Source organism: Corynebacterium bouchesdurhonense (assembly GCF_900078305.2).
In the GTDB taxonomy this organism is placed as follows: domain Bacteria; phylum Actinomycetota; class Actinomycetes; order Mycobacteriales; family Mycobacteriaceae; genus Corynebacterium; species Corynebacterium bouchesdurhonense.
Window position 1 is genome coordinate 46,694 of sequence record NZ_LT546024.1, and the last position, 23,413, is coordinate 70,106.

The following is a 23,413-nucleotide window of genomic DNA, read 5'->3' on the forward strand; positions in this document are numbered from 1 at the left end:
AGGACCCCTCGTGAAGTCCCTGAAGCCGGTTGCCGCACTGTCCGTCGCCTCCGCACTGGCCCTTACCGGCTGCTCCGCCGGCCAGATCACCCAGACCTCCTCCCAGGTTGCGGCCGTGGACGGTGCCACCGGGTTCACCGAGAACCGCGAGCTGTCGGTGCAGGACGTCACCGTGGTGCTGGACGAGAACGGCCAGGCGGCGCTCAAGTTCGTGGCCACCAACCAGGACCGCACCGAGGCCGAGCACCAGCTCGTCTCCGCCGAGGTGGACGGCGCGAAGGTGAACCTGGGCAGCGCCAAGACCATCGGCTACAACTGCAACCTGGTCGCCGACTCGCAGGACGGCCTGGACCGAATCCCCGAGGCCAAGGACGCCTGCATCCAGTACGTGCCCAACTCCGTGCAGAACAAGGACTTCGCCTACGGCGGCAACGTGCCGGTGAAGTTCAACTTCGACGCGGGCTCCATCGAGGTCACCGCCACCGTCTCTGCCCCCGGGGTGCCGTCCGGCGAGCGCGAGATGGACTTCACCCGCTAGACTTCACCCGCTAATTGGCCAAGAAACCGCGGGTGGTGCACACCTGCACCGAGTGCGGGTACACCTCGCCGAAGTGGCTCGGCCGCTGCCCTGAGTGCGGCTCGTGGGGGACGCTGCAGGAGGAGGCGCCCGCCGCAACCCCGGTCACGCTCACGCCGAACGCGCCCGCGCGGCCCATCACCGCCGTGGACGCGGCGGCCACAAACGCCATGAAGTCGGGCATCGGGGAGCTCGACCGCGTGCTCGGCTCCGGCGTGGTGCCGGGCTCCGTAGTGCTCATGGCCGGCGAACCCGGCGTGGGCAAGTCCACCCTCCTCCTCGAGGTGGCCTCCAAGTGGGCCGACACGCGCACGGCCCTCTACGTCACCGCCGAGGAATCCGCCGGCCAGGTCCGCGCCCGCGCCGAGCGCACCGGCGCGCTGAAGGAGAACCTGTACCTGGCCTCCGAGCCCAACCTGGACGTGGTCTTCGGCCACGTGGACCAGGTGAAGCCATCCCTGCTGATCGTTGACTCGGTGCAGACCATGCACGCCGCCGGGGTGGAGGGCGTGGCCGGGGGCGTGGCGCAGTCGCGCGCCGTAACCGCCGCGCTGACCTCGCTTGCCAAGACCACTAACCTGCCCGTGCTGCTGGTGGGCCACGTGACCAAGGACGGCAACGTTGCCGGCCCCCGCGTGCTTGAGCACCTGGTTGACGTGGTGCTGAACTTCGAGGGCGACAGGCAGTCCCAGCTGCGCATGCTGCGCGGCATCAAGAACCGCTTCGGCGCCACCGACGAGGTGGGCTGCTTCGAGCAGACCGCGGACGGCATCCGCGAGGTGCCGGACCCCTCCGGCCTCTTCCTCAGCCACCGCGGCTCCACCCCCGACGGCTCCGCGGTGACCGTGGCCATGGACGGCGTGCGTCCCATGCTGGCCGAGGTGCAGGCGCTGACGGTGGACCCGGTGAACAAAAGTCCCCGACGCGTGGTCACCGGCCTGGACGGCAACCGCGTGCCCATGGTGCTGGCGGTGCTGCAGGCGCGCTGCGGCGAGCGCACCAACGACAAGGACGCGTACGTGGCCGCCGTCGGCGGGGGGCGCATCACCGAGACGGCGACCGACCTGGCCGTGGCCCTGGCCACCTGGTCCTCCCTCCACGAGCGCCCCCTCCCGCCGAAAACGGTGGTGATCGGCGAGGTGGGCCTGGCCGGCGAGCTGCGCCGCGTGCCCAACCTGGGCCGCCGGCTGCAGGAGGCCGCGCGCCTGGGTTACACGCGCGCCATCGTGCCCACGGGCGATGACCTGCGCGTCGAGGGCATGCGGATCCAGCGCGTGGCCACGCTCAGCGAGACGATAGGGTTGCTCGCGTGAGTATGCGCGACATCCTCGAACAGCTCAGCCCCGGCACGCCGCTCCGCGACGGCCTGGAGCGCATCCAGCGCGGCCGCGGCGGAGGCTTGATCGTCATCGGGGACGGGCCCGAGGTGAGCGAGCTTTGCGACGGCGGGCTCAGCTTCGACGTCCCCTTCTCCCCCACGATGCTCCGGGAACTGTCAAAGATGGACGGCGCCGTGGTCTTGAGCGACGACGCAACCCGCATCACCCGCGCCAACGTGCAGCTGGTGCCCTCCCCGCGCTTCCCCACCGTGGAATCCGGCACGCGCCACCGCGCCGCCGAGCGCACCGCCCTGCAGACGGGCGTGCCGGTAGTGAGCGTCTCCGCCTCCATGAACACGCTGACCCTCTACGCCGAGGGCGAGCGCCACCGCTTGGAGGAACCGGCCGTGCTGATGAGCAGGGCCAACCAGGCCCTGTCCACCGTTGAGCGCTACCGCCAGCGCCTCGACCTAGCCAACCAGCGCCTCTTCGTGGCCGAGATGAACGACTACGCCACCGTGGGCGACGTGGTCAACGTGCTGCAGCGCCAGATGATGCTCGAGCGCGCAGCGAAGGACCTGGACCTGACCATCGTGGAGCTGGGTACCGAGGCGCGCCAGCTGATGCTGCAGCTCAGCGAGCTGGAGGGCAGCAACGCCACCAACATCGAGATGCTGGTGCGGGACTACCTCACCGCCTCCGCCGCGCCGACGGACGCCCAGGTGGAAGACGCCCTCGCCGCCCTCGAGGCCCTGCCCGACCCGGAGCTGCTCAACACCGCGGCGCTGGCGCGCCAGCTGGGGCTGCCGGCGTCGGAGGAGAACCTCATGCAGTCCCTCACGCCGCGCGGCTACCGGGCGCTGTCGCGGGTGCCGCGCGTGCAGAAGTTCCTCATGGACCACATTGTCAACGCCTTCGGCGAGCTGCCGGCCATCCTCGCCGCCACCCCGGAGCAGCTGGCGGAGGCGGACCACGTCTCCGCGCTATGGGCCCGCCACATCAGCGAGGGCCTGCGCCGGCTCAGCTAGTCAGGTTGAACGGCGCCGGGTCGGAGGCGTTGTCCCCGATCACGGCGTGCAGGTAGTAGGCCCCCGCCGGCACCTGCTGGCGGTTCGCGCACTGGCCCGGCTGCGAGGAGGTGACGGACCACACCGCCTTGAACGCCTGCTCGGAGCCCGCCGGGAACACCTGCCGCCCAGTGACGATGGACGGGTAGCAATCCGTGTCCGCCCACACCCGCTTGTTGGTGGCCATCTCGTACACCTCGAAGCGCACCTGGCCGTCCTTCAAGTCCAGCTCGCAGTCCGCGTCGGTGGGGTTGGAGACGTTCATGAAGAACTCCGGCTGGCTGTTTACCGCGAAGGACGGCTGCGGCGGGACCGCTTCGATGCGCAAGTCCGAAAGCGCGCAGCTGCCCTTCTTCTCGGCGGCTACGGTCGCGGTGGTGGACGTGGTCGCGGTGCTGGACGCGGTCGCGGTGCTTGTTTCCGTGCTTGTTTCCGTGGTGGGCTCGGAGACGGTCGGCTCCGTGACCAGCTCGCTCGTCTCCTCGGTTGAGGCGGTGGAGGAGGACTCGTTCGAGCCGTCGCCGCCACCGGACTTGGCCATGGCGCTCAAACCCCAAATCACCAGCGAGGCCACCACCAAGAGGATGACCAGCGCCGCGACGCGGCGGCGCATGTAGATCTCTTCCGGAAGGGGTCGCTGGTTGGTCATGCCCCCACTTTAGTCAGCGAAGCGCTCCCAAACGGTCTCGACGCGGCCCCCATCCAGGCGGTAGCGGGCCGCCACCACCCCGGCGCCGCGCTCCGCGATGGCGGGGACGCGTCCGATGAGCTGCTCGGCGGTGATGCGCGCGTGCGCCTCCTCCACGCCCGCCCGGTCCTGGTCGCCGGCCTCGATCACCGACGGCCCGATCTTCTCCACGAAGACGCGGGAGAGACCACCCGGCACCTCGCCCGAGCGCACGGCCCCGATGGCGGCGCCGATCGCCCCACAGGACTCGTGGGACATCACAACCACCAGCGGCACGCCGAGGGCGCTCACCGCGAAGTCCACGGAGGCCACCACCGCGTCGTCCACGCAGCCCCCGGCGGTGCGGATGGTGAAGATGTCGCCGAAGCCTGCGTCGAAAAGCAGCTCCACCGGCACCCGCGAATCGCTGCACGCGATCACCGCCGCGCGCGGGTGCTGCCCGCCTACGAGCTCGTCGAGACGCGCGCGGTCGCGGTGGGGGCCGGCCGCGGCGCCGGAGGCGAATCGTTCGTTGCCGGCGCGCAGCTCGGCCCAGACATCTCTCCCTGTGTGCATGGCAACTATTGTGGCACTCATTGTGATCGACGCACGCGAAATTGTGGCCTGGTACCGCGCGAACGCCCGCGACCTGCCGTGGCGCGCCCCGGGCGTGACGCCGTGGGGCGTGCTGCTCAGCGAGGTGATGAGCCACCAGACGCAGGTCGAGCGCGTCGCGCCCGTCTGGCGGGAGTGGATCGAACGCTGGCCCACGCCGGAGGCGTTCGCGGCGGCGGGCACGGACGAGATCCTCAGGGCGTGGGGCTCGCTGGGCTACCCGAGGCGCGCGCTGCGGTTGAAGGAGTGCGCCCAGGTGATCGTCGACAAGCATGCGGGCGAAGTGCCCAGCGAGGTCGAGCAACTGCTCGCGCTACCCGGCATCGGCGAGTACACGGCGCGGGCGGTCGCGTGCTTCGCGTACGGGCGCAACGTGGCGGTGGTGGACACCAACGTGCGCCGCGTCTACGCCCGCGCCGAGCTGGGCGAGGAGAACTTGAAACCCCGCAAGTCGGAGATCGCCGCCGTGGCCGGGATCCTGCCCGAGCGCGACGGCCCGGTGTTCTCCGAGGGGCTGATTGAGCTGGGCGCGCTGGTGTGCCGCACCACCCCGCTGTGCGATCGGTGCCCCGTCACCGACTGCGCCTGGCGCGAGCGCGGCTACCCCAAAACCTTCGAGCGGGCGCCCGCACAGAAGTTCGCGGGCACCGACCGGCAGGTGCGCGGCAAAATCATGCGCGTGGTGCGCGAAGCGAAAGCGCCGGTGCCGCAGCGCGACATCGACGCAGTCTGGGCCGATGAAGCCCAGCGCTCCCGTGCGTTATGGAGCTTGCTTGCCGACGGCCTCCTCGAGCAAACGCCCGCCGGCTACTTCCACCTGCCCCGGTAGGACATCCCGCCGGGGAGGTTCACCCACACCCCGCCGCGGGAGTTGAAGGTGACCGGCCCAACCTTGGTGGACACGGACGCGCCGGTGCCCGTCTGATTGATCCAGACGTTCTTGGACACCTTGTGCTTCTTCCGGTACTGGATACCCACGGCTTACGCGTCCTGCTCCACCTGCTCCGCCTCGCCGAAGGTGTCCTCCGGCAGCGGGCGCGGGCGCGGGGTGAAGGTCAGCTTCCCGTCCCCATCCACGTCCCCATCCACGTCCACGGTGATGATCTCGCCGGCGCCGATCTCGCCGAACAGAATCTTCTCGGACAGGACGTCCTCCACCTCGCGCTGGATGGTGCGGCGCAGCGGGCGGGCGCCCAGCACCGGGTCGAAGCCGCGCTTGGCCAGCAGGTTCCTTGCCGCGTCGGTGAGCTCGATGCCCATGTCCTGCGCCGCGAGGTTCTTGTCCACGCGGGAGATGAGCAGATCCACCATCTGCACGATCTCTTCCTGGGTGAGCTGGCGGAAGACCACGATCTCGTCGATGCGGTTGAGGAACTCGGGGCGGAAGTGCTTCTTCAGCTCGTCGTGCACCTTGTTCTTCATGCGGGCGTACTGCGCGTCCTCGTCCGTGGCGCTGTTTCCGGTGAAGCCCAGGCCCACCGCCTTGGAGATGTCGCCGGTGCCCAGGTTCGAGGTGAAGATGAGCACGGTATTCTTGAAGTCCACGTTGCGGCCCTGGCCGTCGGTGACGTGGCCCTCCTCGAGCACCTGGAGCAGCGTGTTGTAGATCTCCTTGTGCGCCTTCTCAATCTCGTCGAAGAGCACCACGGAGAACGGCTTGCGGCGCACCTTCTCGGTGAGCTGGCCGCCCTCCTCGTAGCCCACGTACCCCGGAGGGGCACCGAAGAGGCGCGAGGCGGTGAAGCGATCGTGGAACTCGCCCATGTCCACCTGGATCAGGGAGTCCTCGTCGCCGAAGAGGAACTCGGCGAGCGCCTTGGACAGCTCCGTTTTACCCACGCCGGACGGGCCGGCGAAGATGAAGGAGCCGCTGGGGCGCTTCGGGTCCTTCAGGCCCGCGCGGGTGCGGCGGATGGAGCGGGACACGGCCTTGACGGCCTCGTCCTGGCCAATGATGCGCTTGTGCAGCTCGGACTCCATGTTCAGCAGGCGCGAGGACTCGGACTCGGTGAGCTTGAACACGGGGATGCCGGTCCAGTGGGCCAAAACGTCCGCGATCTGGTCCTCGCCCACCTCGGCGATGTCCTCCAGGTCGTCGGAGCGCCACTTCTTTTCCTTCTCCGAGCGCTCCTCGCCCAGCTTGCGCTCGGTATCGCGCAGGCCCGCGGCCTTCTCGAAGTCCTGGGCGTCTATCGCCGCTTCCTTCTCCTTGCGCACCTCCGCGATGCGGTCATCCACCTCGCGCAGCTCCTCCGGGGCGGTCATGCGCTTGATGCGCATGCGGGCACCGGCCTCGTCCAGCAGGTCCACGGCCTTGTCCGGCAGGAAGCGGTCGTTGATGTAGCGGTCGGAGAGGTTCGCGGCGGCGGCCAGGGCCCCGTCGGTGTAGGAGACGCGGTGGTGCGCCTCGTAGCGATCCCGCAGGCCCTTGAGGATGGTGATGGTGTCCTCCACGCTCGGCTCGTCCACCTGCACCGGCTGGAAGCGGCGCTCCAGCGCGGCGTCCTTCTCAATGTGCTTACGGTACTCGTCCAGCGTGGTGGCGCCGATGGTCTGCAGCTCGCCGCGGGCCAGCTTCGGCTTCAGCAGGCTGGCCGCGTCGATCGCACCCTCGGCGGCGCCCGCACCCACGAGGGTGTGGATCTCGTCGATGAACAGGATGATGTCCCCGCGCTGGTTGATCTCCTTGAGCACCTTCTTCAGGCGCTCCTCGAAGTCGCCGCGGTAGCGCGAGCCCGCCACCAGCGAGCCGAGGTCGAGGGAGTAGACCTGCTTGTCCTTCAGGGTCTCGGGCACCTTGCCGTTGGCGATGTCCAGCGCCAGGCCCTCCACCACGGCGGTCTTGCCCACGCCGGGCTCGCCGATGAGCACCGGGTTGTTCTTGGTGCGGCGCGAGAGCACCTGCATGATGCGCTCGATCTCCTTGTCGCGGCCCACGACAGGGTCGAGCCTGCCCTCCTTCGCGGCCGCGGTGAGGTTGCGGCCGAACTGGTCGAGCACCAGCGAATTGGAGCGCTCGCCTTGGCCGCCGCCGCGCGGGCCCGGGCCGGCCGTGGCGGCGCCCGCAGCCATCTGCGGCGCCTCCGGGTTCTGGCCCTCGCCGCCCTCGTAGCCGGAGAGTAACTGGATCACCTGCTGGCGCACGCGCGGCAGGTCAGCGCCGAGCTTGATCAGCACCTGCGCGGCCACGCCCTCGCCCTCGCGGATGAGGCCGAGGAGCAGGAACTCGGTGCCGATGTACTTGTGCCCCATCTGCAGGCCCTCGCGCAGGGAGAGCTCGAGCACCTTCTTGGCGCGCGGGGTGAACGGGATGTGGCCGGTCACGGGCTGGGAGCCGGTGCCGATAATGTCGATGACCTCGCGGCGCACGTCCTCGAGATCGATGCCCATGGACTCGAGCGCCTTCGCGGCGACGCCCTCGCCCTCCTTGATCAGGCCGAGCAGGATGTGCTCGGTGCCCATGTAATTGTGGTTGAGCGAGCGCGCCTCCTCCTGGGCGAGGACGATGACGCGGCGGGCGCGGTCCGTGAACCTCTCGAACATGTGGCAGACCCCTTTGCATGGTTCGTTAAACGAGTTGTCCCCCACCATAACGCGCGGGTCCCACACGACTTCCCGCCTTTTTGGGGCTTTGCTTGCCGACGCCCCCTTTTACCTGCTCAAGCCCGGTGTTTGCTGGTAGCGAACGGGCGTCGAAAAGCGAAAATGCCCCGCTTTGTGCTACTCTCCCTCCCAGCCCGAAAGGGCGCCACAACAGATCCTTTAAGGACCGCGCGCTGACGCGGAGAAGGAGCAGAATAATGAGCGAACTCATGGACGCTGCGGACATCAACCGCACGCTCGACCGCATTTCGCACCAGATCATTGAGAAGACCGCGGACGCTGACCGCGTTGTCCTCCTGGGAATCCCCTCCGGCGGCGTTCCCCTGGCGAAGCGCCTCGCCGCCAAGATCGAGCAGTACGGGGGAAAGACGATTCCCTCCGGCTCTCTTGATACCACGCTTTACCGCGATGACTTGCGCGGACGCCCGCACCGCGCGCTGCAGCCCACCTCCATCCCCGACGAGGGGATCGACGGCGCCACCGTTGTGCTGGTGGACGACGTACTGTACTCCGGCCGCACCATCCGCGCCGCGCTCGACAGCCTGCGCGACCTGGGCCGCCCCGCGCGCATCCAGCTGGCGGTCCTGGTGGACCGCGGCCACCGCGAGCTGCCCATTCGGGCGGACTACGTGGGCAAGAACCTGCCCACCTCCACCGAAGAAAAGGTCACTGTCCTGCTGGAAGAGATCGACGGCAGCGACTCGGTCATCCTCACCCGAAAGGAAGCGTAAGAAGCGTGAAGCACCTCCTGAGCATTTCTGACCTGTCCAAGGACGAGATCGTCGCCCTGATGGATACCGCCGACCGCTTCCGCGAGTCGCTCGAGGGCCGCTCCGTGCCCCAGCTGCCCACGCTGCGCGGCCGCATGGTGTTCAACCTTTTCTACGAGAACTCCACGCGCACCCGCTCCTCCTTCGAGGCCGCGGGCAAGGCACTGTCCGCCAACATGATGAACATCGCGGCCTCCACCTCCTCGGTGAAGAAGGGCGAGTCCCTGCGCGACACGGGCCTGACGCTGAAGGCGCTGGGTGCAGACGCGATCATCATCCGCCACCCGCTCTCCGGCGCGCCCCAGCACCTGGCCGAGGTGGTCGCCCCGGGCGGCAAGGGCCCGAGCGTGATCAACGCCGGCGACGGCCGCCACCAGCACCCCACCCAGGCGCTGCTGGACGCGGTGACCATGCGCTCGCGCATCGGGGACGTGGCAGGCAAGAAGGTTGTCATCTGCGGCGACTGCCTGCACTCCCGCGTGGTGCGCTCCAACGTGGACCTGCTGTCCACCCTCGGCGCTGAGGTGGTGCTCGTGGCGCCGCCGACCCTTTTGCCCGTGGGCGTAGAGCGCTGGCCGGTGCGCACCTCCTCCGACTTCGACGCGGAGCTGCCCGACGCGGACGTGGTGATGATGCTGCGTGTGCAGGCCGAGCGCATGCTGGGCGGCTTCTTCCCGTCCAACCGCGAGTACTCCGCGCTCTACGGCATGAACGAGGAGCGCTCCGCCGCGATGAAGCCCGGCGCGATTGTCATGCACCCAGGCCCGATGCTGCGCGGCATGGAGATGGACTACGTGGTGCCGGACCAGGACAAGTCCACCGTGCTGCAGCAGGTGACCACCGGCGTGCACGCGCGCATGGCCGTGCTCTACACCCTTCTTGCCAACGAGGATCTGGCCTAACCGGGCCGCGAAAGGACGACTTCCATGACTTCCCTGCTCATCACCAACGTCCGGCCCTACGGCGAGGGCGAGCCGGTTAACGTGCTGGTGGAGGACGGCGTGATCGCCTCCGTCGACGCGGGCGCGGACGCCCAGGCGGATTCCACGCTCGACGGCAAGGGCGCGGTGCTCCTACCGGGCCTGGTAGACATGCACGTGCACCTGCGCGAGCCCGGCGGCGAGGACGCCGAGACCATCGAGACCGGCTCCCGCGCCGCCGCGCGCGGCGGGTTCACGGCGGTGTTCGCCATGGCCAACACCACCCCGGTGAATGACTCCCCGGTGATCTCCGAGGCCATTTGGCACAAGGGCCAGCAGATTGGCCTGTGCGATGTGCACCCGGTGGGCGCCATCACCAAGGGCCTCGAGGGCGAGACCCTGACCGAGTTCGGCCTCATGGCCCGCTCCGACGCCAAGGTGCGCATGTTCTCCGACGACGGCAAGTGCGTGGACAACCCGCGCGTCATGCGCCGCGCCATCGAGTACGCCCGCGGCACCGACGTGTTGCTGGCCCAGCACTGCGAGGAGCCGCGCCTGACCGAGGGCGCATGCGCCCACGAGGGCGAGAACGCCGGCCGCCTCGGCCTGGGTGGCTGGCCGCGCGCCGCCGAGGAGTCCATCGTGGCCCGCGACATCCTGCTCGCCCGCGACTACCACGGACGCGTCCACTTCTGCCACGCGTCCACCGCCGGCTCCGTGGAGCTGATCGCGTGGGGCAAGCAGCAGGGCGCGGACATCACCGCCGAGGTGACCCCGCACCACCTCCTGCTTTCCGACGACCTGCTGGAGACCTACGACGGCACCTACCGCGTCAACCCGCCGCTGCGCGAGAACTCCGATGTGGAGGCGTTGCGCAGGGCGCTTCTCGACGGCACCGTGGACGTCGTCGCCACCGACCACGCACCCCACACCCCCGAGGACAAGGCCTGCGAGTTCGAGCTCGCCCGCCCGGGCATGCTGGGCCTGGAGACCTCCCTGGCCATCATCGCCGAGATCTTTGTCAAGGGCGGCCTCGCCGACTGGCGCTGGGTGGCCAAGGTGATGTCCGAGCGCCCCGCCGAGATCACCCGCCTCGCCGACCAGGGCCGGCCCATCGCCGAGGGCGAGCCGGCCAACCTCACCCTGGTCAACGAGGACGACACGTGGGCGGTGGACGAGGCCGGCTTCGCCTCCAAGTCCAGCAACACGCCGTACCGCGGCCGCACCTTCAGCACCCGAGTCGCCGCGACGGTGCTGCGGGGCGAGGTGACGTTCGCCGGGGAGCGTCGATAAGCAAGCGGTGATAATTGTCATACGCGTTTGACATAGAACTTGCAGCCGCTCCGGCGTTACCATCGGCAGTGGACGGAATTCCCACCGCCCCTTCCCAACGCGAAAAGGAGTTTCCAATGCCTGTCAGCCTCAGCGGCCGCAACTTCACCAAGCTGCTCGACTTCACCCCCGATGAGATTCGGTACCTGATCAAGCTCTCCAAAGAGTTCAAGAATCTGAAGCTCACCGGCACCCCGCACCGCTACCTCGAGGGCAAGAACATCGTCCTGCTCTTTGAGAAGACCTCCACCCGCACCCGCTGCGCCTTCGAGGTCGCCGGCATGGACCTTGGCATGGGCGTGACCTACCTGGACCCGGGCTCCTCGCAGATGGGCAAGAAGGAGTCCATCGAGGACACCGCCCGCGTGCTCGGCCGAATGTACGACGGCATCGAGTACCGCGGCTTCGCCCAGGAGATCGTCGAGGACCTGGCTGCGAACGCCGGCGTGCCGGTGTGGAACGGCCTGACCACCGAGTTCCACCCCACCCAGATGATCGCGGACATGCTCACTGTGGAGGAGAACTTCCCGCAGGGCCTCAAGGGCCTCAAGTTCGTGTTCATGGGCGACGCCCAGAACAACGTGGCCAACTCGCTCATGGTGGTCTGCGCCAAGCTGGGCCTGGACTTCGTCGCCTGCGGCCCGCAGGAGCAGATGCCCAAGGCCGAGCTGGTGGAGCAGTGCAAGGAGATCGCCGCGGAGAACGGCGGCTCCGTCACCCTGACCGAGGACGTGGACGCGGCCGCCACCGGCGCGCACGTGATCTACACCGACATCTGGGTGTCCATGGGCGAGCCGGATGACATCTGGGAGTCCCGCATCAAGCTCCTCGAGCCCTACCGCGTGACCAAGGACGTCATGGCCAAGGCCGCCGACGACGCCATCTTCATGCACTGCCTGCCCTCCTTCCACGACACGAAGACCACCATCGGCGCCGACATCGCCGAGAAGTTCGGCGTGTCCGAGATGGAGGTCTCCGACGAGGTCTTCGAGTCCGCGCAGTCCAAGGTCTTCGACGAGGCCGAGAACCGCATGCACACCATCAAGGCCGTCATGTACGCCACCCTCAGCTAGGAGAATCAAACATGGGACACCGTTTGGTAGTCGCCCTCGGCGGGAACGCCTTGGGCAACTCGCCCCAGGAGCAGCTTGAGCTGATCCAGGGCACCGCCACCGCGCTGGTCGACCTCATCGAAGGCGGCCACGAGGTGATCATCACCCACGGCAACGGCCCTCAGGTGGGCATGATCAAGGTTGCCACCGACAACTCTGCCGAGAAGGTCGGCGGCACGCCGGAGATCCCGTTCCCCGAGTGCTCCGCCATGAGCCAGGGATACATCGGCTACCACCTGCAGCAGGCGCTGGAGAACGAGCTGCGCAAGCGGGACATTGCCAAGCCCGTGGCGTCGCTGATCACCCAGACGCTGGTTGAGGCCGATGACCCGGCCTTCAACAACCCGAACAAGCCCGTCGGCTCCTTCTACTCCGAGGAGGAGGCGAAGCGCCTCATGGAGGAGACCGGCGAGACGTACGTGGAGGACTCCGGCCGCGGCTGGCGCTGGGTTGTGGCGTCGCCGCAGCCGACGGAGATCGTCGAGGGCGAGGCCATCACCTCGCTCGTCAACGCCGGCGCAGTGGTCATCTCCACCGGCGGCGGCGGCATCCCCGTGGTCCGCCGCGATGGCGGCTTTGAGGGCGTGCCCGCCGTGATTGACAAGGACCGCTCCGCCGCGATCATGGCTGACCAGGTTGGCGCGAGCCACCTGATCATCCTCACGGCCGTGGCGAACGTGGCAGTCAACTTCAACACGCCCGAGCAGCGCGACCTGACCGAGATCACCGTCGACGAGGCCAAGCAGCACATGGCGGACGGCCAGTTCGCCCCCGGCTCCATGCTGCCCAAGGTGGAGGCGTGCGTCTCCTACGTCGAGGGCGGCGCCGGGCGCACCGCCATCATCACCTCGCTGGAGAACGCCGGCGAGGCCCTGAACGGCACCGTGGGTACCTCCATCAAGAGCTAAGCCCACTCGCCCGATCACGGGGCGCGGAACCTTCCCCGGTTCCGCGCCCCTTTTTGGCGTTCCGAATAGTTGGTACGCACCCACTTGTCCGCAATGCGGAGGTTTGGGGTGCGGTCGGGGCGTCGACAAGCAGTGCTCAAACACGCGAAAAACACGCACGAAAAAAGTGCCATTTCCGCTGGTAACAGGCGTGTGGGAAGCGTTTCTATAATGTCTCGTATCGCAACAAACAACGACGCGAAACGGGGGACATAATGACCACCACAACGGTTGATCCAGTACAGCAGGTGTGCGACGCGATTGCGAGCGAGGTGTGCCAGTCCATCGACAACGCGCACAGGGGAATGACTCGAAACAAGGCCGAACTGCTCGACGCGATCCGGAGGTTCGACGAGATGGGGCTGGCGAGGGAGGTTGGGAACCAGACCACGGCGGGGGGGCTGACACGGCGCTACGGCATGGCCTCCTCCACGGCGCACGAGTACGTGAGCGTGGCGCACAAGATCCACCGCTTCCCCTACCTTGAGCAGCACTTCCAGGAGGGCATCATCTCCTACTCCGTGGTGCGGCTGCTACTGAAGTACCTCACCGAGGACAACGAGCGGGAGCTGGTGGACCTCGCGCTCGAGCTGGGCTACCACGAGCTCGAGATTGCGCTAACCGCGCACGGCGAGACCGGCGGGGAAGACGCCGAGAAGCAACCCGAGTACTACCTGCGGCTGCACCCGAACAAGCACGGGCTGCGCCTCCACGGCATGCCCAACCCGGGCGACGCTGCGGCACTGCTGGCGGCGTTAAAGATCGGGGAGATCGCGTACAACGGCGTCGACGAGCTGCTGGGCGGCGCCGACCCCGCAGACGATGAGGCGGTGGACCGGGCGGGCGAGGCGGCCCAGGGAATCGAACCGGCCCTCACGCCGCGGCAGACCGCGTCCGGGGACGGGCTGCCGATCGGCCGGAAGCTGGGGCAGGCGCTGATGGGCATCGTTCACATCGCCCGCACCACCCCGAAAACCACCCTGGCCACGCCCGCCGCCCACGTGAACATCGTGGCCACCACCGACGGCCGCGCCTACATGCCCAACAACATCGGCGTGCCGAGCGCCGCGGTGGCCAACGTCATTGCCAACGCCGCGGTGCGCTTCAACACGGTGGACGAGACCGGGCTGATCCTCAACTCGTCGAGGTCCCGCCGCCTGGCGTCGAACGCCCAAATCAACGCGCTGATGGTCATGTGGGGTGGGCAATGCGCGGCGCCGGGCTGCACGCACACGCGCTTCATCGAGATCCACCACATACAAGAATGGGAAAACGGGGGCCACACAGATCTGGAGAATCTGCTGCCCCTATGTTCCGCGTGCCATTCACTGGTGACGGACGGCTACCTGCGCATCGTCCGGGAGGCGTCGCACCTCCACTTCATCTACGGCGACGGTAGCCGGTACGTCTCCGAGAACCACTCCCTGCCCCGCCGCTGCGACAGCGTGCTGACCGCCGAGGAGTACGCCGCGCTCATGGACGAGGAGGGCGGAGAGGAGTCCGCCGGACTTAGCCGTAAATGAGCACCTGCGCGACGAGCATCGCGCCGCCGAAGACGAACATGAACACCACCATCGGCCAGACGAACTTCAACCAGTGGGAGTACTTGATATGCAGCATCTGCAGCGTGGCCATAACCAGGCCGGTCGGAGCGATGAAGAGCATCGCGTACTGGCCCCAGTTGTAGGCGGACACGGCGATGAAGCGGGGGATGCCCACAGAGTCCGCGAGCGGGGCCATGATCGGCATCGCCAGCACGGCCAGGCCGGAGGAAGAGGGCACCACGAAGCCGAGGAAGAAGAACACCACCATCAGCATCAGGATGAACACGGGGCCGTGCATGCCGGAGACGAGGTGGGTGGCGGCGTCCAGCATGGTGTCGGAGATCATGCCCTCGTTGAGGACCAGGTTGATGCCGCGGGCGAGGCCGATGATCAGGGCCACGCCAACCATCTCGGACGCGCCCTGCGAGAAGGCCTCAACTACCTCGCCCTCGCTGAGCTTGTGCTTGCCAAACAGCGACAGGATCATGATGGCGATCGCGATGATGAGGAAGGACGCTGCCATGGTGGGGAACCACCAGCCCTGGCTCATCACGCCCCACACCATGATGGGGAAGGCCGCGGCGAAGAGAATCAGGATGACCTTCTGTTTCAGGTCGAACGGCTGGATGTCCTCCTCCGCGGTGTCGAGCTGCCACTGCGCGTTGAACTTCTCGCGGTCCTCGTAGGTGATGGAGGCGGAGGGGTCCTTCTTAATCTTCTTGGCGTACCAGTACAGGTAGGCAATCACCACGATCGCGCCCACCACCGCGCCGGCGACACGCCAGCCGATACCCTCGGTGAACTTAATGCCCGCGGAGTTGGAGGCGATGATGACCGAGAACGGGTTGATGGTGGAGAACGCCGAGCCGACGGAGCCGGCGAGGAACACCGAGCCGACCACAATGATCGCGTCGAACCCGAGCGAGATGAAGATGGGGGCGAGGATGGGGTAAAACGCCACCGCCTCCTCCTCGAGGCCGCAGAAGGAACCGCCCATCACCATGAGGATGGACACCGCGGCGACGAGGACGAACTCGCGGCCCTTCGTCTTCTTGGTCAGCGCGAACAGGCCGGATTCAAACGCCCCGGTTGCGCGCACCACGCCGATGAGGCCGCCGAGCACCAGGATGAACACGATGATGTCCACGCCCTCGATGGTGCCGCGCACCATGCTGAGCGGGATGTCCATGAAGCCGGCGTGGTTCGGGTCAACGTGCTCGTAGGTGCCGGGGATGGAGACGGGTTTGGTAATGTCCCCGCCGGTGAAGCTGTCGATGTTGATCGGCACGCCCAGCTCGTCGAGCGTTTCCTGGGTGGCGGGCATGTCGCTGGTTTCGCCGCTCGGCGCGGTGACAACGAGGTCTCCCGCGCCCTCGTTGTACTCCACCTTGGAGTAGGAGCCGGCTGGCACCCACCAGGTACAGAGCACCGCGATGACGGTGAGGAAAAAGAGAATGGTAAAGGCCGACGGGAACTCGAATTTCTTCTTCTTCTCAGGGGCCTGTTGCTGGGCAACTGCCGTGGTCACGGTGCGTGTCCTTCCCTGGCTAGGCGCCCGGGGCGAACATCCCAGGCGAGTGGTCGTTACAGGAAATACTGTAAACCCGCCGCAATGCGCCACATGCACCGCGCGAGGGTGATTATTCTTACAGCAATTGCTGGCAGGTATCAGAGCAGGTCGCGCACGGCGTCGCGGGCCTGCGTCGCCGTGGGCGCGGCCAGGGCCCGGCGCGCCATCTCGCGGCACGTCTCCAGGTCGTGCCCGCGGAGCGCGACCCGCACCGGGCCGAGCTTTACGGGGGCCATGCTTAGCGACGCCACCCCGAGCCCCACCAACACCAGAGCCGCGAGCGGGTCCCCGCCCGCCTCCCCGCACACCCCGACGGGCTTGCCGGCGGCCCGCCCACCCTCGACGGCGGCGCGGATCATGGCGAGTACGGCGGGCTGCCATACGGACAGCAGCGGGGCGAGGTCGCCCTGCGTGCGGTCGGCGGCCATCGTGTACTGCGACAGGTCATTGGTGCCGATAGAGGCGAAGTCCGCAACGCCCAGGATCCGCTCGGCGGTCAGGGCGGCGGCCGGGGTCTCCACCATCACGCCCACCCGGTCCAGGCCGAAGGAGCGGGCGCGGCCCACAAACCACTCGGCCTCCTCCTGCGTGGCAACCATGGGTGCCATGACCCGCAGGTCGCAGCCGGGGGCGGCGGCGCGGGCTTTGGCCAGGGCGAGCAGCTGGGCGTCCAGCAGTTCCTCGCGCGCCATGGACAGGCGCAGGCCGCGGCGGCCGAGGGCGGGGTTGGCCTCCGGGCCGAGGCTCGCGAAGCGCAGCGGTTTGTCGGCACCGGCGTCCAGGGTGCGCGCCACCACGCGGCGGCGCCCGAACGCCCGGAGCACGCCGGCGTACGCCTCCGCCTGCTCCTCAACGGTCGGGGCGCTCTCCCGGTCGAGGAAGAGGAACTCGGTGCGAAGCAGGCCGCAGCCCTCAACGTCGAGGGCGGAGGCCGCGGCGGCGTCCGCGGCTGTGCCAATGTTGGCCAACAGCTTCACCTCGTGGCCGTGGGCGTGGCCGGGGCCGTATTCCGCCGGGGCCGCGCGGACCGCGAGTTCTGCGGTGTCGGCGTTGGTGGGGGCGATGATGACGTCGCCTGAGGTGGCGTCGATAGCTACAAAGCTCCCGGGCGGGACCGCGAGGATCCCCTTGGCCTGCACCACGGCGGGGATACCCAGCTGGGCTGCGAGGATGGCGGTGTGGGATGTCACGCCGCCGGCCTCGGTGACGATGCCGAGGACACTGGCCGGGTCCAGGGCGACGGTGTCTGCGGGGACGAGGTCCGCGGCGACGAGGATGGAGGGGCGCTCGAGGGCGGGCACGCCGGGCTCGGGAAGGCCGCGGAGGCGGGCTACGGCGCGGTCTCGGATGTCGTAGAGGTCGGTGACGCGCTCGGCCATGGTGCCGCCGAGTGCGCGCAGCTTGGCGGCGTAGACCTCCACCGCGTCGTGGACCGCGCGGGTGACGCCGGCGCCGCCCCGCAGCTGCCCGTCCACGCTCTTGAGCAGCGCCTTGTCCGTGGCCAGCGCGGCGCAAGCCGCGAGCACGTCGCGCTGCGGCCCCTCGGCGAGCGCAGCGGCACGGGCGCGGAGGGACTCAGCCACCTCGGCCAGCGCCGCCCGCACCCGCTGGCCGTCCGCCTCGGGATCGGTGCACGCCGGCTCCTGCTCGTCCACGCCAACCGGCGGGGCCATCACCGCGACGGGGCCGACGGCGGTGCCGGCGGAAACGCCGATGCCGGTGAGGGTCCGGCGCTCGGTACCGGGGGTGGGCACCTGCATGGCAGCTCCTCGAGGTAGTGGGGAAACGGTACGGATCCTATACTTTCACGCGTGCTGCAACAGGGACATTTGCTTTACGACGACCTCGTGGGCAACCGCGTCAGCATCGCACCCAACCACCAAGTGATCCTGGGCCGCGCGGGCGACATCCGCCTCGGCGCAGACGACCCCGCCATGCACCGCCACTTCCTGCAGCTGTGGAACCAGCAGGGCTCGTGGTACATCCGCAACGTCGGCTCCTTCATCACCGCGCGCATCCTCGCCCGCGGCCAGAACCGTTTCGCCCCGCAGCGCCTGAGCCCGCGCACGACGCTGCCGCTGCCGCCGGGCGAGGTGGGCGTGACCTTCGACACCAAACACATGGCGTACGAGATCGCGCTGGTCAACGCCGCTCCCCCGCCGCGCCACGAGGCTACGCCCGTGCCGGACGTGCCGTTCACCGCCGAGGGCTTCGAGCCGAACGCGGACCAGTTGCAGCTGCTCCGCGCGCTCGCGGAGCCGCTGTGGCGCGACCCGGCCGCGGAGCCGCACCTGGTGGTGCCCAGCGTGGACCAGCTGGCGGCGCGGCTGGGGTGGACGGCGAAGCAGACCAACCAGCGCATGCAGCGCATCGTCGAGGCGCTGGAGCGGGCGGGCGTGCCCGAGTTCCAGCGCGGCACCACGCAGGTGCCGTGGCGCGTGCAGCTGGCCAAGTACGCCTCCGAGCAGTACCGGCCCTGACATGCGGCAAGGAGAGTGGGACGATTTCACCCGGCACCTGCGCAGCCGGGGTCTCGAGGTTGAAGGCGAGCTCGGGCGCGGCGGCATGGGTGTCGTGTTCAAGGCGCGGGACACCACCCTGGGCCGGGACGTGGCGGTCAAGGCCATCGCGGCGAACCTGCACGGCGACGCGCGGGCCGCCGCCCGCTTCACCACCGAGATGCAGACTATGGCCAAGCTGCGGCACGGCTCGATCGTGCAGGTGTACCAGGGCGAGGTCTCACCGGGCGGGGTGCCCTACTTCGTCATGGAGTACGCCCCGGGCCCCACCCTGGCCGCCGCGCTGGCCGCCACGACGGAGCGCTACCCCATCCAGCAGGTGGTGGAGATCCTCGCGCCGATCGCGGACGCGCTGGACTACCTGCGCCGCAGGGCGGTGGTGCACCGGGACGTGAAGCCGGCCAACATCATCCTGGGTCCGCACGGGGCGATGCTGACGGACTTCGGCATCTCCCACATCAGCGACGCATCGAGAGTGACGCAGGAGGGCCACCTAGTGGGGACCATGCGCTACATGGCGCCCGAGATGTTCCGCCCGGGCGATGACGGGCTAGCCCCAGAGCCCACGCCCGCCTCCGACAACTACGCCTTCGCGCTTATCGCGCTGGAGATGCTCACCCGCACCCAGCTGGCCCAGACCATGTCGGACGTGGCGTGGCGGGGCCCGCGCCCCCCGGACTACCTGGAGCGCGTCCCGGCCTCCGAAGTGTTCGCGCGCGCCCCGGCCAACGAGCCGGCCAAGCGCCACCCCAGCGCCCGCGCCTTCCTCGACGCGCTCGAGCGGGCGCGGCCCACCTCCACGCGGGTGATCGAGGCCGAACCGGGGCGGAAGCGGCGCCCCGCAACGCTGATCGCGGCCGCCGCGGGAGCAGCGCTGCTGGCCGCCGGGGGCGGGTGGCTGGCGCTGCGGCCGGCGCTCGAGTGGGCGGGCCCGGAGGCGCCGATCGCGGCCGCGTTCCCGCAGCTCGTCGGCGCGGGCGAGGGCGGCGAGGGCGCGTGGGGCACCACGTGCGCGGCGAGCGAGCCGGAGGGCGCCCAGCGCGCCAAGGTGTCGTGCACCGGGCCGGGCGTGGCGTTCGCCGTGGCGGACTACGGCTCGGCGGAGCAGCGAGCGAGCGCGGTGCCCACGGAGGGCTTCGCGCAATTCCGCTCCAGCCAGTGCACCTTCGAGTCGGGGCAGCTGGCTGGGGCGTCCACGGACTCGTACGCCGTGGTCATGCCGCAGCCGCGCGACCGCTTCGCCATCCTGGTGGCGGGGCCGGAGGCGCAGCGCTACCGCCTCTCGCTGCCGGTGTGCTAGCTAGCAGATGGGCAGCTGCAGGCGCAGTTGCTGCGCGTCCTTCCCGTTGACCAGGAAGCTGTACGCGGCCAGGTCGCCTTCCGGGGCGAGGAAGTAGGCCGGCAGGTCTTGGCCCGTCAGTTCGGTGGAGGTGAACTGGCAGGCGTCGTTGCCGAAGCGCTCCTGCTCGCCGTCGGCGGCGATGGAGGCGTCTCGTTGCTCGGCGCTGCCGTACTTGACAATGCTCACGCCGGCGTCGGGGCTGGAGCAGCGGATCTTCGCCTCCGCGTCGCCCTCGGCGCTCTGGGAGCGGCAGGTCATGCCGTTAAAGCCCTTGCCGCCGTCCTCCTGCGAGACCAGCTGCGGGAAGGCCCGGGCGATCTCGGCGTCGCCGCCCGCCCACGGCTCGGTGGCGGCGTTCTGGCTGTACCACCAGTAGCCGCCCGCGCCCGCGCCGCCCAGGACGAGCGCCGCCGCGAGCACCCACGGCCACGCCTTGCGCTTCGGCTTTGGCGCTTCGTACGCCGGCGCGTAGTCAGCCGGCGCGTACTCCGCGGTGACGGCCTCCATGCCGGGGTCGGTGTCCGGGAACTGCTGCTGCGGGCGCTCCGGCGCAGGCGCGGGCGCGGGCGGGTTGGCCAGCGCGTCGAGGTAACCGGCGGCGGATCCGGTCGCCTCCAGCAGCTCCTCGTCCACGGGCTGGGCGGTGAGCTGGGACACCACGTCGGCGAAGCGGCGGCGGTTGGTCGCCTCCGACACCAGTCCGGCGGTGCCCGCGGGGGGGCCCGCCATCGCCATCACCACCGGCACCGCCGGGGAGCCCGGCTGCACCATGAGGTAGTCGGGGTCGATGGAGCGGGCGAGGAAGTTGGGGTGGCCGCTTGCGTTGAATCGGTCCACGGCGCGGGCGACGGGCGCGAGCAGGCGCTCGGCCTCGGCGTTGGTGAAGGGGGTGCCCCAGCTGACGCGACCGTCGATAAGCGAGCGGGGCGGGTTGCCCCCAACCTCGTCCCTGACCACGTACAGCTGACCGGCGGGGGTCACCCCGCAGTCGCGGATCCGGGCAACGGCCGGATCCTCCAGCCACTCGAGCGACCCCGCGGTTTGGGCAATGCTTTTCGACGCATCCTCCCCCACCACCTCCCCGAAAAGCTCAACCTCCGCGGTGTGGTTGCCCCACGTGTTGGCGGCGGCGTAGACGGTGGAGATCGGCGTGGCGGCCTTCTCGGTGACCTGCGACAGGGCGTACTTGTCGTTGAGGAGCTGCGCGAACTGGGAATCGGTCATTACTGGTAGTCCTCGAAGATCTCGGAGACGTCCTCGAGGTTGCGCTCGAAGTAGGCGATCTTGCCCTTGCCGTCCTGCATAACCACGGCCACCACGCCGCCGGCGGAGGAATCGTTGCCGTTGCGCACCTCAACCAGGTACATCTCGTCCGCGCCGAGGGAGGAGATGGCGCGGTCATACGTGGCGTCGTCGTAGCGGCTGCCGAAGCGGGCAAACTCGCGGAAGTTGATCGCGTCGCCGGCCTTCGGGTCGGATGCCTTGAAGTAGTTGTCCACGCCGGAGAAGCCGTCGCCGACCTTCAAGGTCTTCAGGATGTCGCTGCGCGCATCGCCCGCGGCGTTGTCGATGAGCCAGCGCTCCGTCTCGTCGTTCGTGCGCAGCTCCAGGAACTGGTTGGCGGTCTTCTTCGCGGTACCCTCGCCGCGGTCCCCGCCCAGGCCCGAGAACAGGCCGAAGAGCAGCAGCATGATCAGCGCGGTGGCCGCCGCGGTGCCGGCGATCACGCCCTTGGAGGAGCGGGCGATCTCGGACTTGGTCTTCTCCATCGCCGGGTTCAGGCGCTCCTGCGCCTGCTTGGAGTACTGGGTGAAGGTCTCGCGGCCCTTGTCCAGGGCGCTCGGGCCCTGCTCGGCCTCCTGCACGCGGGTGGAGCCCTGGCCGCCGCCGAAGTCCGCGTCGGCCAGGTCGCGCAGGGCGGCGATGTTGATGTCCGGCGCGTTCACATCCGCCAGCTTCTGGTCGTAGAGGCCGCGGCGCTGCGAATCGCCGAGGATGCTGCGGGCGATGCGCAGCTCCTCCATGCCGCCCGGGTTGGTGGCCACACCCGAGTTAATGCGCTGGTCCAGCTCGCTCGCCAGCGCGGCGGAGTCCAGGGAGCGGTCGAGGCCGATGGAGTTGTAGAGGTCATAGTGGGCCATAGCGGGTTTCCCTTCTTCGAGAACAAGATCAAGTGCGAGCGTAGACGTACCTGTGCGTTACCACCTGCCAGAGCGGGGAGCACTCCCCGAGGAACCTGTGGGCAAGCTGGCTCTTCTTTATTGTTATCATGGCAAAAGCAGTGCCCGCACCGCAGCGGGCGGCGTTGCCTACGAGTACACCAACGCTTCGAAGGAGCACGCAATGACCAACCCGCAATCTGGCCAGTACGACTGGGGCGCGCCGGCCCAGACTCCGGCGCCCGCCCAGCCCGCCGCCAAACCCGAGCGCAGCGGCGCGCTGAAGCCCATCCTGGCAGTCCTCGGCATCGTCCTGCTCCTACTGGCGGGCCTGTGGGTCTTCCAGAAGGTGCGCCCGGCGCCGGTGGGCCCGCTGGGCTGGGACGAGGCCACCCTAGAGTCGAAGCTGGACGCCGGCCAGATCCGCGACTGCAACCTGGGCGCGGACTTCTATGACTCGGTGGGCATCCGCAACGTGGAGAACTGCTCCGGCACCATCACCACCGCCGAGGGCTACGAGATCAGGGCCTCCCTCTACACCGAGCAGGGCCCGAACGGCGAGACCACTTCCCCGTCCGACCCGGAGCTGATCGGCTGGAAGCAGTCCGCCGACGCCGGCGCGTACGTCCCGGAGACCCTGGACGCGCTGGTGGACAAGGCCTCCGGCAGCGGCACCCGCTGCCAGATGGCAAGCTCCAAGCCGATGCTTGAGAAGGTGTGGATGATGGTCGATGGCCCGTGCGAGGCCCTCTACCCGGCCGCGCGCCAGCTGAGCAACCTGCAGACGCAGTACGACTGGCAGCGCACCGACCACGGCATGTTCGACTTCTCCCGCCCGGACTACCTCGAGGTGAGCCCGGCCACGCCGAGCATCGAGGCGGCCGTGTACAAGCAGGGCAAGGACGAGGCCAAGCCGCTCGGCGAGCCGCTGGCCGTGGTGGACCCCAACAACGAAGGCTCCGTCTTCGCCGTCACCGGCGGTGAGGGCTTCTACGGCGACCCCCCCCCGGACGGCGCCAAGGGCTGCATCGACGCCACCCTCACCCCCGGCCGCGAAATCAGCGACTCCTCCCGCTTCCGAATGCCCAGCACCTACGTGGCCGTCTTCCCGGGCGGCCAGCGCGTGGACCTGGACCGCGAGCAGTCCCGCGTGCGCCTGAAGCAGGGCGAGACGGCCGACGACCTGCGCTACTGCGGCGACTTCGTGGCCGAGCTGAAGAGCGACGAGTTTGTCGCCTTCGCGGATGACAAGAACGGCGACTACGCAACCTGGCTGGTGCAGACCAACGCCGGCGGCACCGAGGGCGCGTAACATATACGCACCGTAGAGCAACCGTAGAGCAGTACTCG

At 68.9% G+C, this 23,413-nt stretch carries 21 protein-coding genes; 13 read left to right on the forward strand and 8 right to left on the reverse strand.

What is annotated here, in order from left to right; all coding sequences use genetic code 11:
• Positions 1 to 10: 10 nt before the first annotated feature.
• Genes BN4252_RS01025 through disA form a run of 3 tightly spaced genes read left to right on the forward strand, consistent with a single transcriptional unit; the run spans position 11 to position 2,924 of the window.
• Entirely contained in the window at positions 11 to 538 is a 528-nt protein-coding gene (locus BN4252_RS01025; RefSeq protein WP_096877732.1) for a hypothetical protein, read from the forward strand.
• A 14-nt stretch (positions 539 to 552) separates the two neighbouring features.
• Entirely contained in the window at positions 553 to 1,890 is a 1,338-nt protein-coding gene (gene radA, locus BN4252_RS01030) for a DNA repair protein RadA (RefSeq protein ID WP_066524313.1), read from the forward strand.
• A gap of 2 nt (positions 1,891 to 1,892) precedes the next feature.
• Complete coding sequence (gene disA / locus BN4252_RS01035) at positions 1,893 to 2,924, forward strand: DNA integrity scanning diadenylate cyclase DisA (protein WP_066524316.1); 1,032 nt, start codon at positions 1,893 to 1,895, stop codon at positions 2,922 to 2,924.
• Here disA and BN4252_RS01040 read toward each other — a convergent pair.
• Together BN4252_RS01040 and BN4252_RS01045 are read right to left on the reverse strand one after the other, a co-directional pair.
• A complete protein-coding gene (locus BN4252_RS01040; protein WP_066524318.1) occupies positions 2,917 to 3,612 on the reverse strand; it encodes a hypothetical protein in 696 nt (231 codons plus the stop codon). The two genes, disA and BN4252_RS01040, sit on opposite strands and share 8 nt — an antisense overlap.
• Before the next feature lie 9 nt (positions 3,613 to 3,621).
• Positions 3,622 to 4,206, reverse strand: coding sequence for a carbonic anhydrase (locus BN4252_RS01045; RefSeq protein ID WP_096877733.1), 585 nt, complete (start codon positions 4,204 to 4,206; stop codon positions 3,622 to 3,624).
• Between BN4252_RS01045 and BN4252_RS01050 the strand changes: the two genes are divergently transcribed.
• The gene (locus tag BN4252_RS01050) at positions 4,205 to 5,074 is read left to right on the forward strand and encodes an HhH-GPD family protein (RefSeq protein WP_066524388.1); all 870 of its coding nucleotides are present in this window, start codon (positions 4,205 to 4,207) and stop codon (positions 5,072 to 5,074) included. The two genes, BN4252_RS01045 and BN4252_RS01050, sit on opposite strands and share 2 nt — an antisense overlap.
• Here BN4252_RS01050 and BN4252_RS11000 read toward each other — a convergent pair.
• Positions 5,053 to 5,223: a DUF4236 domain-containing protein gene (locus BN4252_RS11000; protein WP_143341138.1), complete on the reverse strand. Its 171-nt coding sequence runs from the start codon at positions 5,221 to 5,223 to the stop codon at positions 5,053 to 5,055. The genes BN4252_RS01050 and BN4252_RS11000 overlap by 22 nt on opposite strands.
• 3 nt (positions 5,224 to 5,226) lie before the next feature.
• The gene (locus BN4252_RS01055; protein ID WP_066524322.1) at positions 5,227 to 7,788 is read right to left on the reverse strand and encodes an ATP-dependent Clp protease ATP-binding subunit; all 2,562 of its coding nucleotides are present in this window, start codon (positions 7,786 to 7,788) and stop codon (positions 5,227 to 5,229) included.
• A gap of 257 nt (positions 7,789 to 8,045) precedes the next feature.
• Between BN4252_RS01055 and pyrR the strand changes: the two genes are divergently transcribed.
• The 6 genes from pyrR (at position 8,046) to BN4252_RS01085 (ending at position 14,452) form a co-directional block, all read left to right on the forward strand.
• Positions 8,046 to 8,579 (forward strand): bifunctional pyr operon transcriptional regulator/uracil phosphoribosyltransferase PyrR, encoded by a 534-nt coding sequence (pyrR, locus tag BN4252_RS01060; protein WP_096877734.1) that lies wholly within the window; start codon positions 8,046 to 8,048, stop codon positions 8,577 to 8,579.
• A 5-nt stretch (positions 8,580 to 8,584) separates the two neighbouring features.
• Positions 8,585 to 9,520: an aspartate carbamoyltransferase catalytic subunit gene (locus tag BN4252_RS01065; protein WP_066524323.1), complete on the forward strand. Its 936-nt coding sequence runs from the start codon at positions 8,585 to 8,587 to the stop codon at positions 9,518 to 9,520.
• A gap of 24 nt (positions 9,521 to 9,544) precedes the next feature.
• Entirely contained in the window at positions 9,545 to 10,831 is a 1,287-nt protein-coding gene (locus BN4252_RS01070) for a dihydroorotase (RefSeq protein WP_066524324.1), read from the forward strand.
• Between the two features lie 116 nt (positions 10,832 to 10,947).
• Complete coding sequence (gene argF / locus BN4252_RS01075; protein ID WP_066524325.1) at positions 10,948 to 11,943, forward strand: ornithine carbamoyltransferase; 996 nt, start codon at positions 10,948 to 10,950, stop codon at positions 11,941 to 11,943.
• 11 nt (positions 11,944 to 11,954) lie between these two features.
• The gene (arcC, locus tag BN4252_RS01080) at positions 11,955 to 12,890 is read left to right on the forward strand and encodes a carbamate kinase (RefSeq protein ID WP_066524331.1); all 936 of its coding nucleotides are present in this window, start codon (positions 11,955 to 11,957) and stop codon (positions 12,888 to 12,890) included.
• A gap of 254 nt (positions 12,891 to 13,144) precedes the next feature.
• On the forward strand, positions 13,145 to 14,452 hold the full coding sequence (locus BN4252_RS01085; protein WP_078056697.1) for an HNH endonuclease signature motif containing protein: 1,308 nt from the start codon (positions 13,145 to 13,147) through the stop codon (positions 14,450 to 14,452).
• Here the strand turns inward: BN4252_RS01085 and BN4252_RS01090 are convergent.
• Together BN4252_RS01090 and ptsP are read right to left on the reverse strand one after the other, a co-directional pair.
• Positions 14,439 to 16,001 (reverse strand): YfcC family protein, encoded by a 1,563-nt coding sequence (locus tag BN4252_RS01090; protein ID WP_066524335.1) that lies wholly within the window; start codon positions 15,999 to 16,001, stop codon positions 14,439 to 14,441. The two genes, BN4252_RS01085 and BN4252_RS01090, sit on opposite strands and share 14 nt — an antisense overlap.
• 140 nt (positions 16,002 to 16,141) lie before the next feature.
• On the reverse strand, positions 16,142 to 17,803 hold the full coding sequence (ptsP, locus tag BN4252_RS01095; protein WP_066524338.1) for a phosphoenolpyruvate--protein phosphotransferase: 1,662 nt from the start codon (positions 17,801 to 17,803) through the stop codon (positions 16,142 to 16,144).
• A 51-nt stretch (positions 17,804 to 17,854) separates the two neighbouring features.
• On the opposite strand from ptsP, the gene BN4252_RS01100 reads away from it, so the two are divergent.
• Together BN4252_RS01100 and BN4252_RS01105 are read left to right on the forward strand one after the other, a co-directional pair.
• Positions 17,855 to 18,523: an FHA domain-containing protein gene (locus BN4252_RS01100; protein ID WP_143341139.1), complete on the forward strand. Its 669-nt coding sequence runs from the start codon at positions 17,855 to 17,857 to the stop codon at positions 18,521 to 18,523.
• A 1-nt stretch (position 18,524) separates the two neighbouring features.
• The gene (locus BN4252_RS01105) at positions 18,525 to 19,862 is read left to right on the forward strand and encodes a serine/threonine-protein kinase (protein WP_066524343.1); all 1,338 of its coding nucleotides are present in this window, start codon (positions 18,525 to 18,527) and stop codon (positions 19,860 to 19,862) included.
• Here BN4252_RS01105 and BN4252_RS01110 read toward each other — a convergent pair whose 3' ends face one another.
• Together BN4252_RS01110 and BN4252_RS01115 are read right to left on the reverse strand one after the other, a co-directional pair.
• Complete coding sequence (locus tag BN4252_RS01110) at positions 19,863 to 21,128, reverse strand: hypothetical protein (protein ID WP_066524345.1); 1,266 nt, start codon at positions 21,126 to 21,128, stop codon at positions 19,863 to 19,865.
• Entirely contained in the window at positions 21,128 to 22,045 is a 918-nt protein-coding gene (locus tag BN4252_RS01115) for a hypothetical protein (RefSeq protein ID WP_066524346.1), read from the reverse strand. The genes BN4252_RS01110 and BN4252_RS01115 overlap by 1 nt, the downstream gene beginning before the upstream one ends.
• Positions 22,046 to 22,247: 202 nt before the next feature.
• Between BN4252_RS01115 and BN4252_RS01120 the strand changes: the two genes are divergently transcribed.
• Positions 22,248 to 23,375, forward strand: a complete 1,128-nt coding sequence (locus BN4252_RS01120; RefSeq protein ID WP_066524347.1) for a hypothetical protein — start codon at positions 22,248 to 22,250, stop codon at positions 23,373 to 23,375.
• Positions 23,376 to 23,413: the final 38 nt, after the last annotated feature.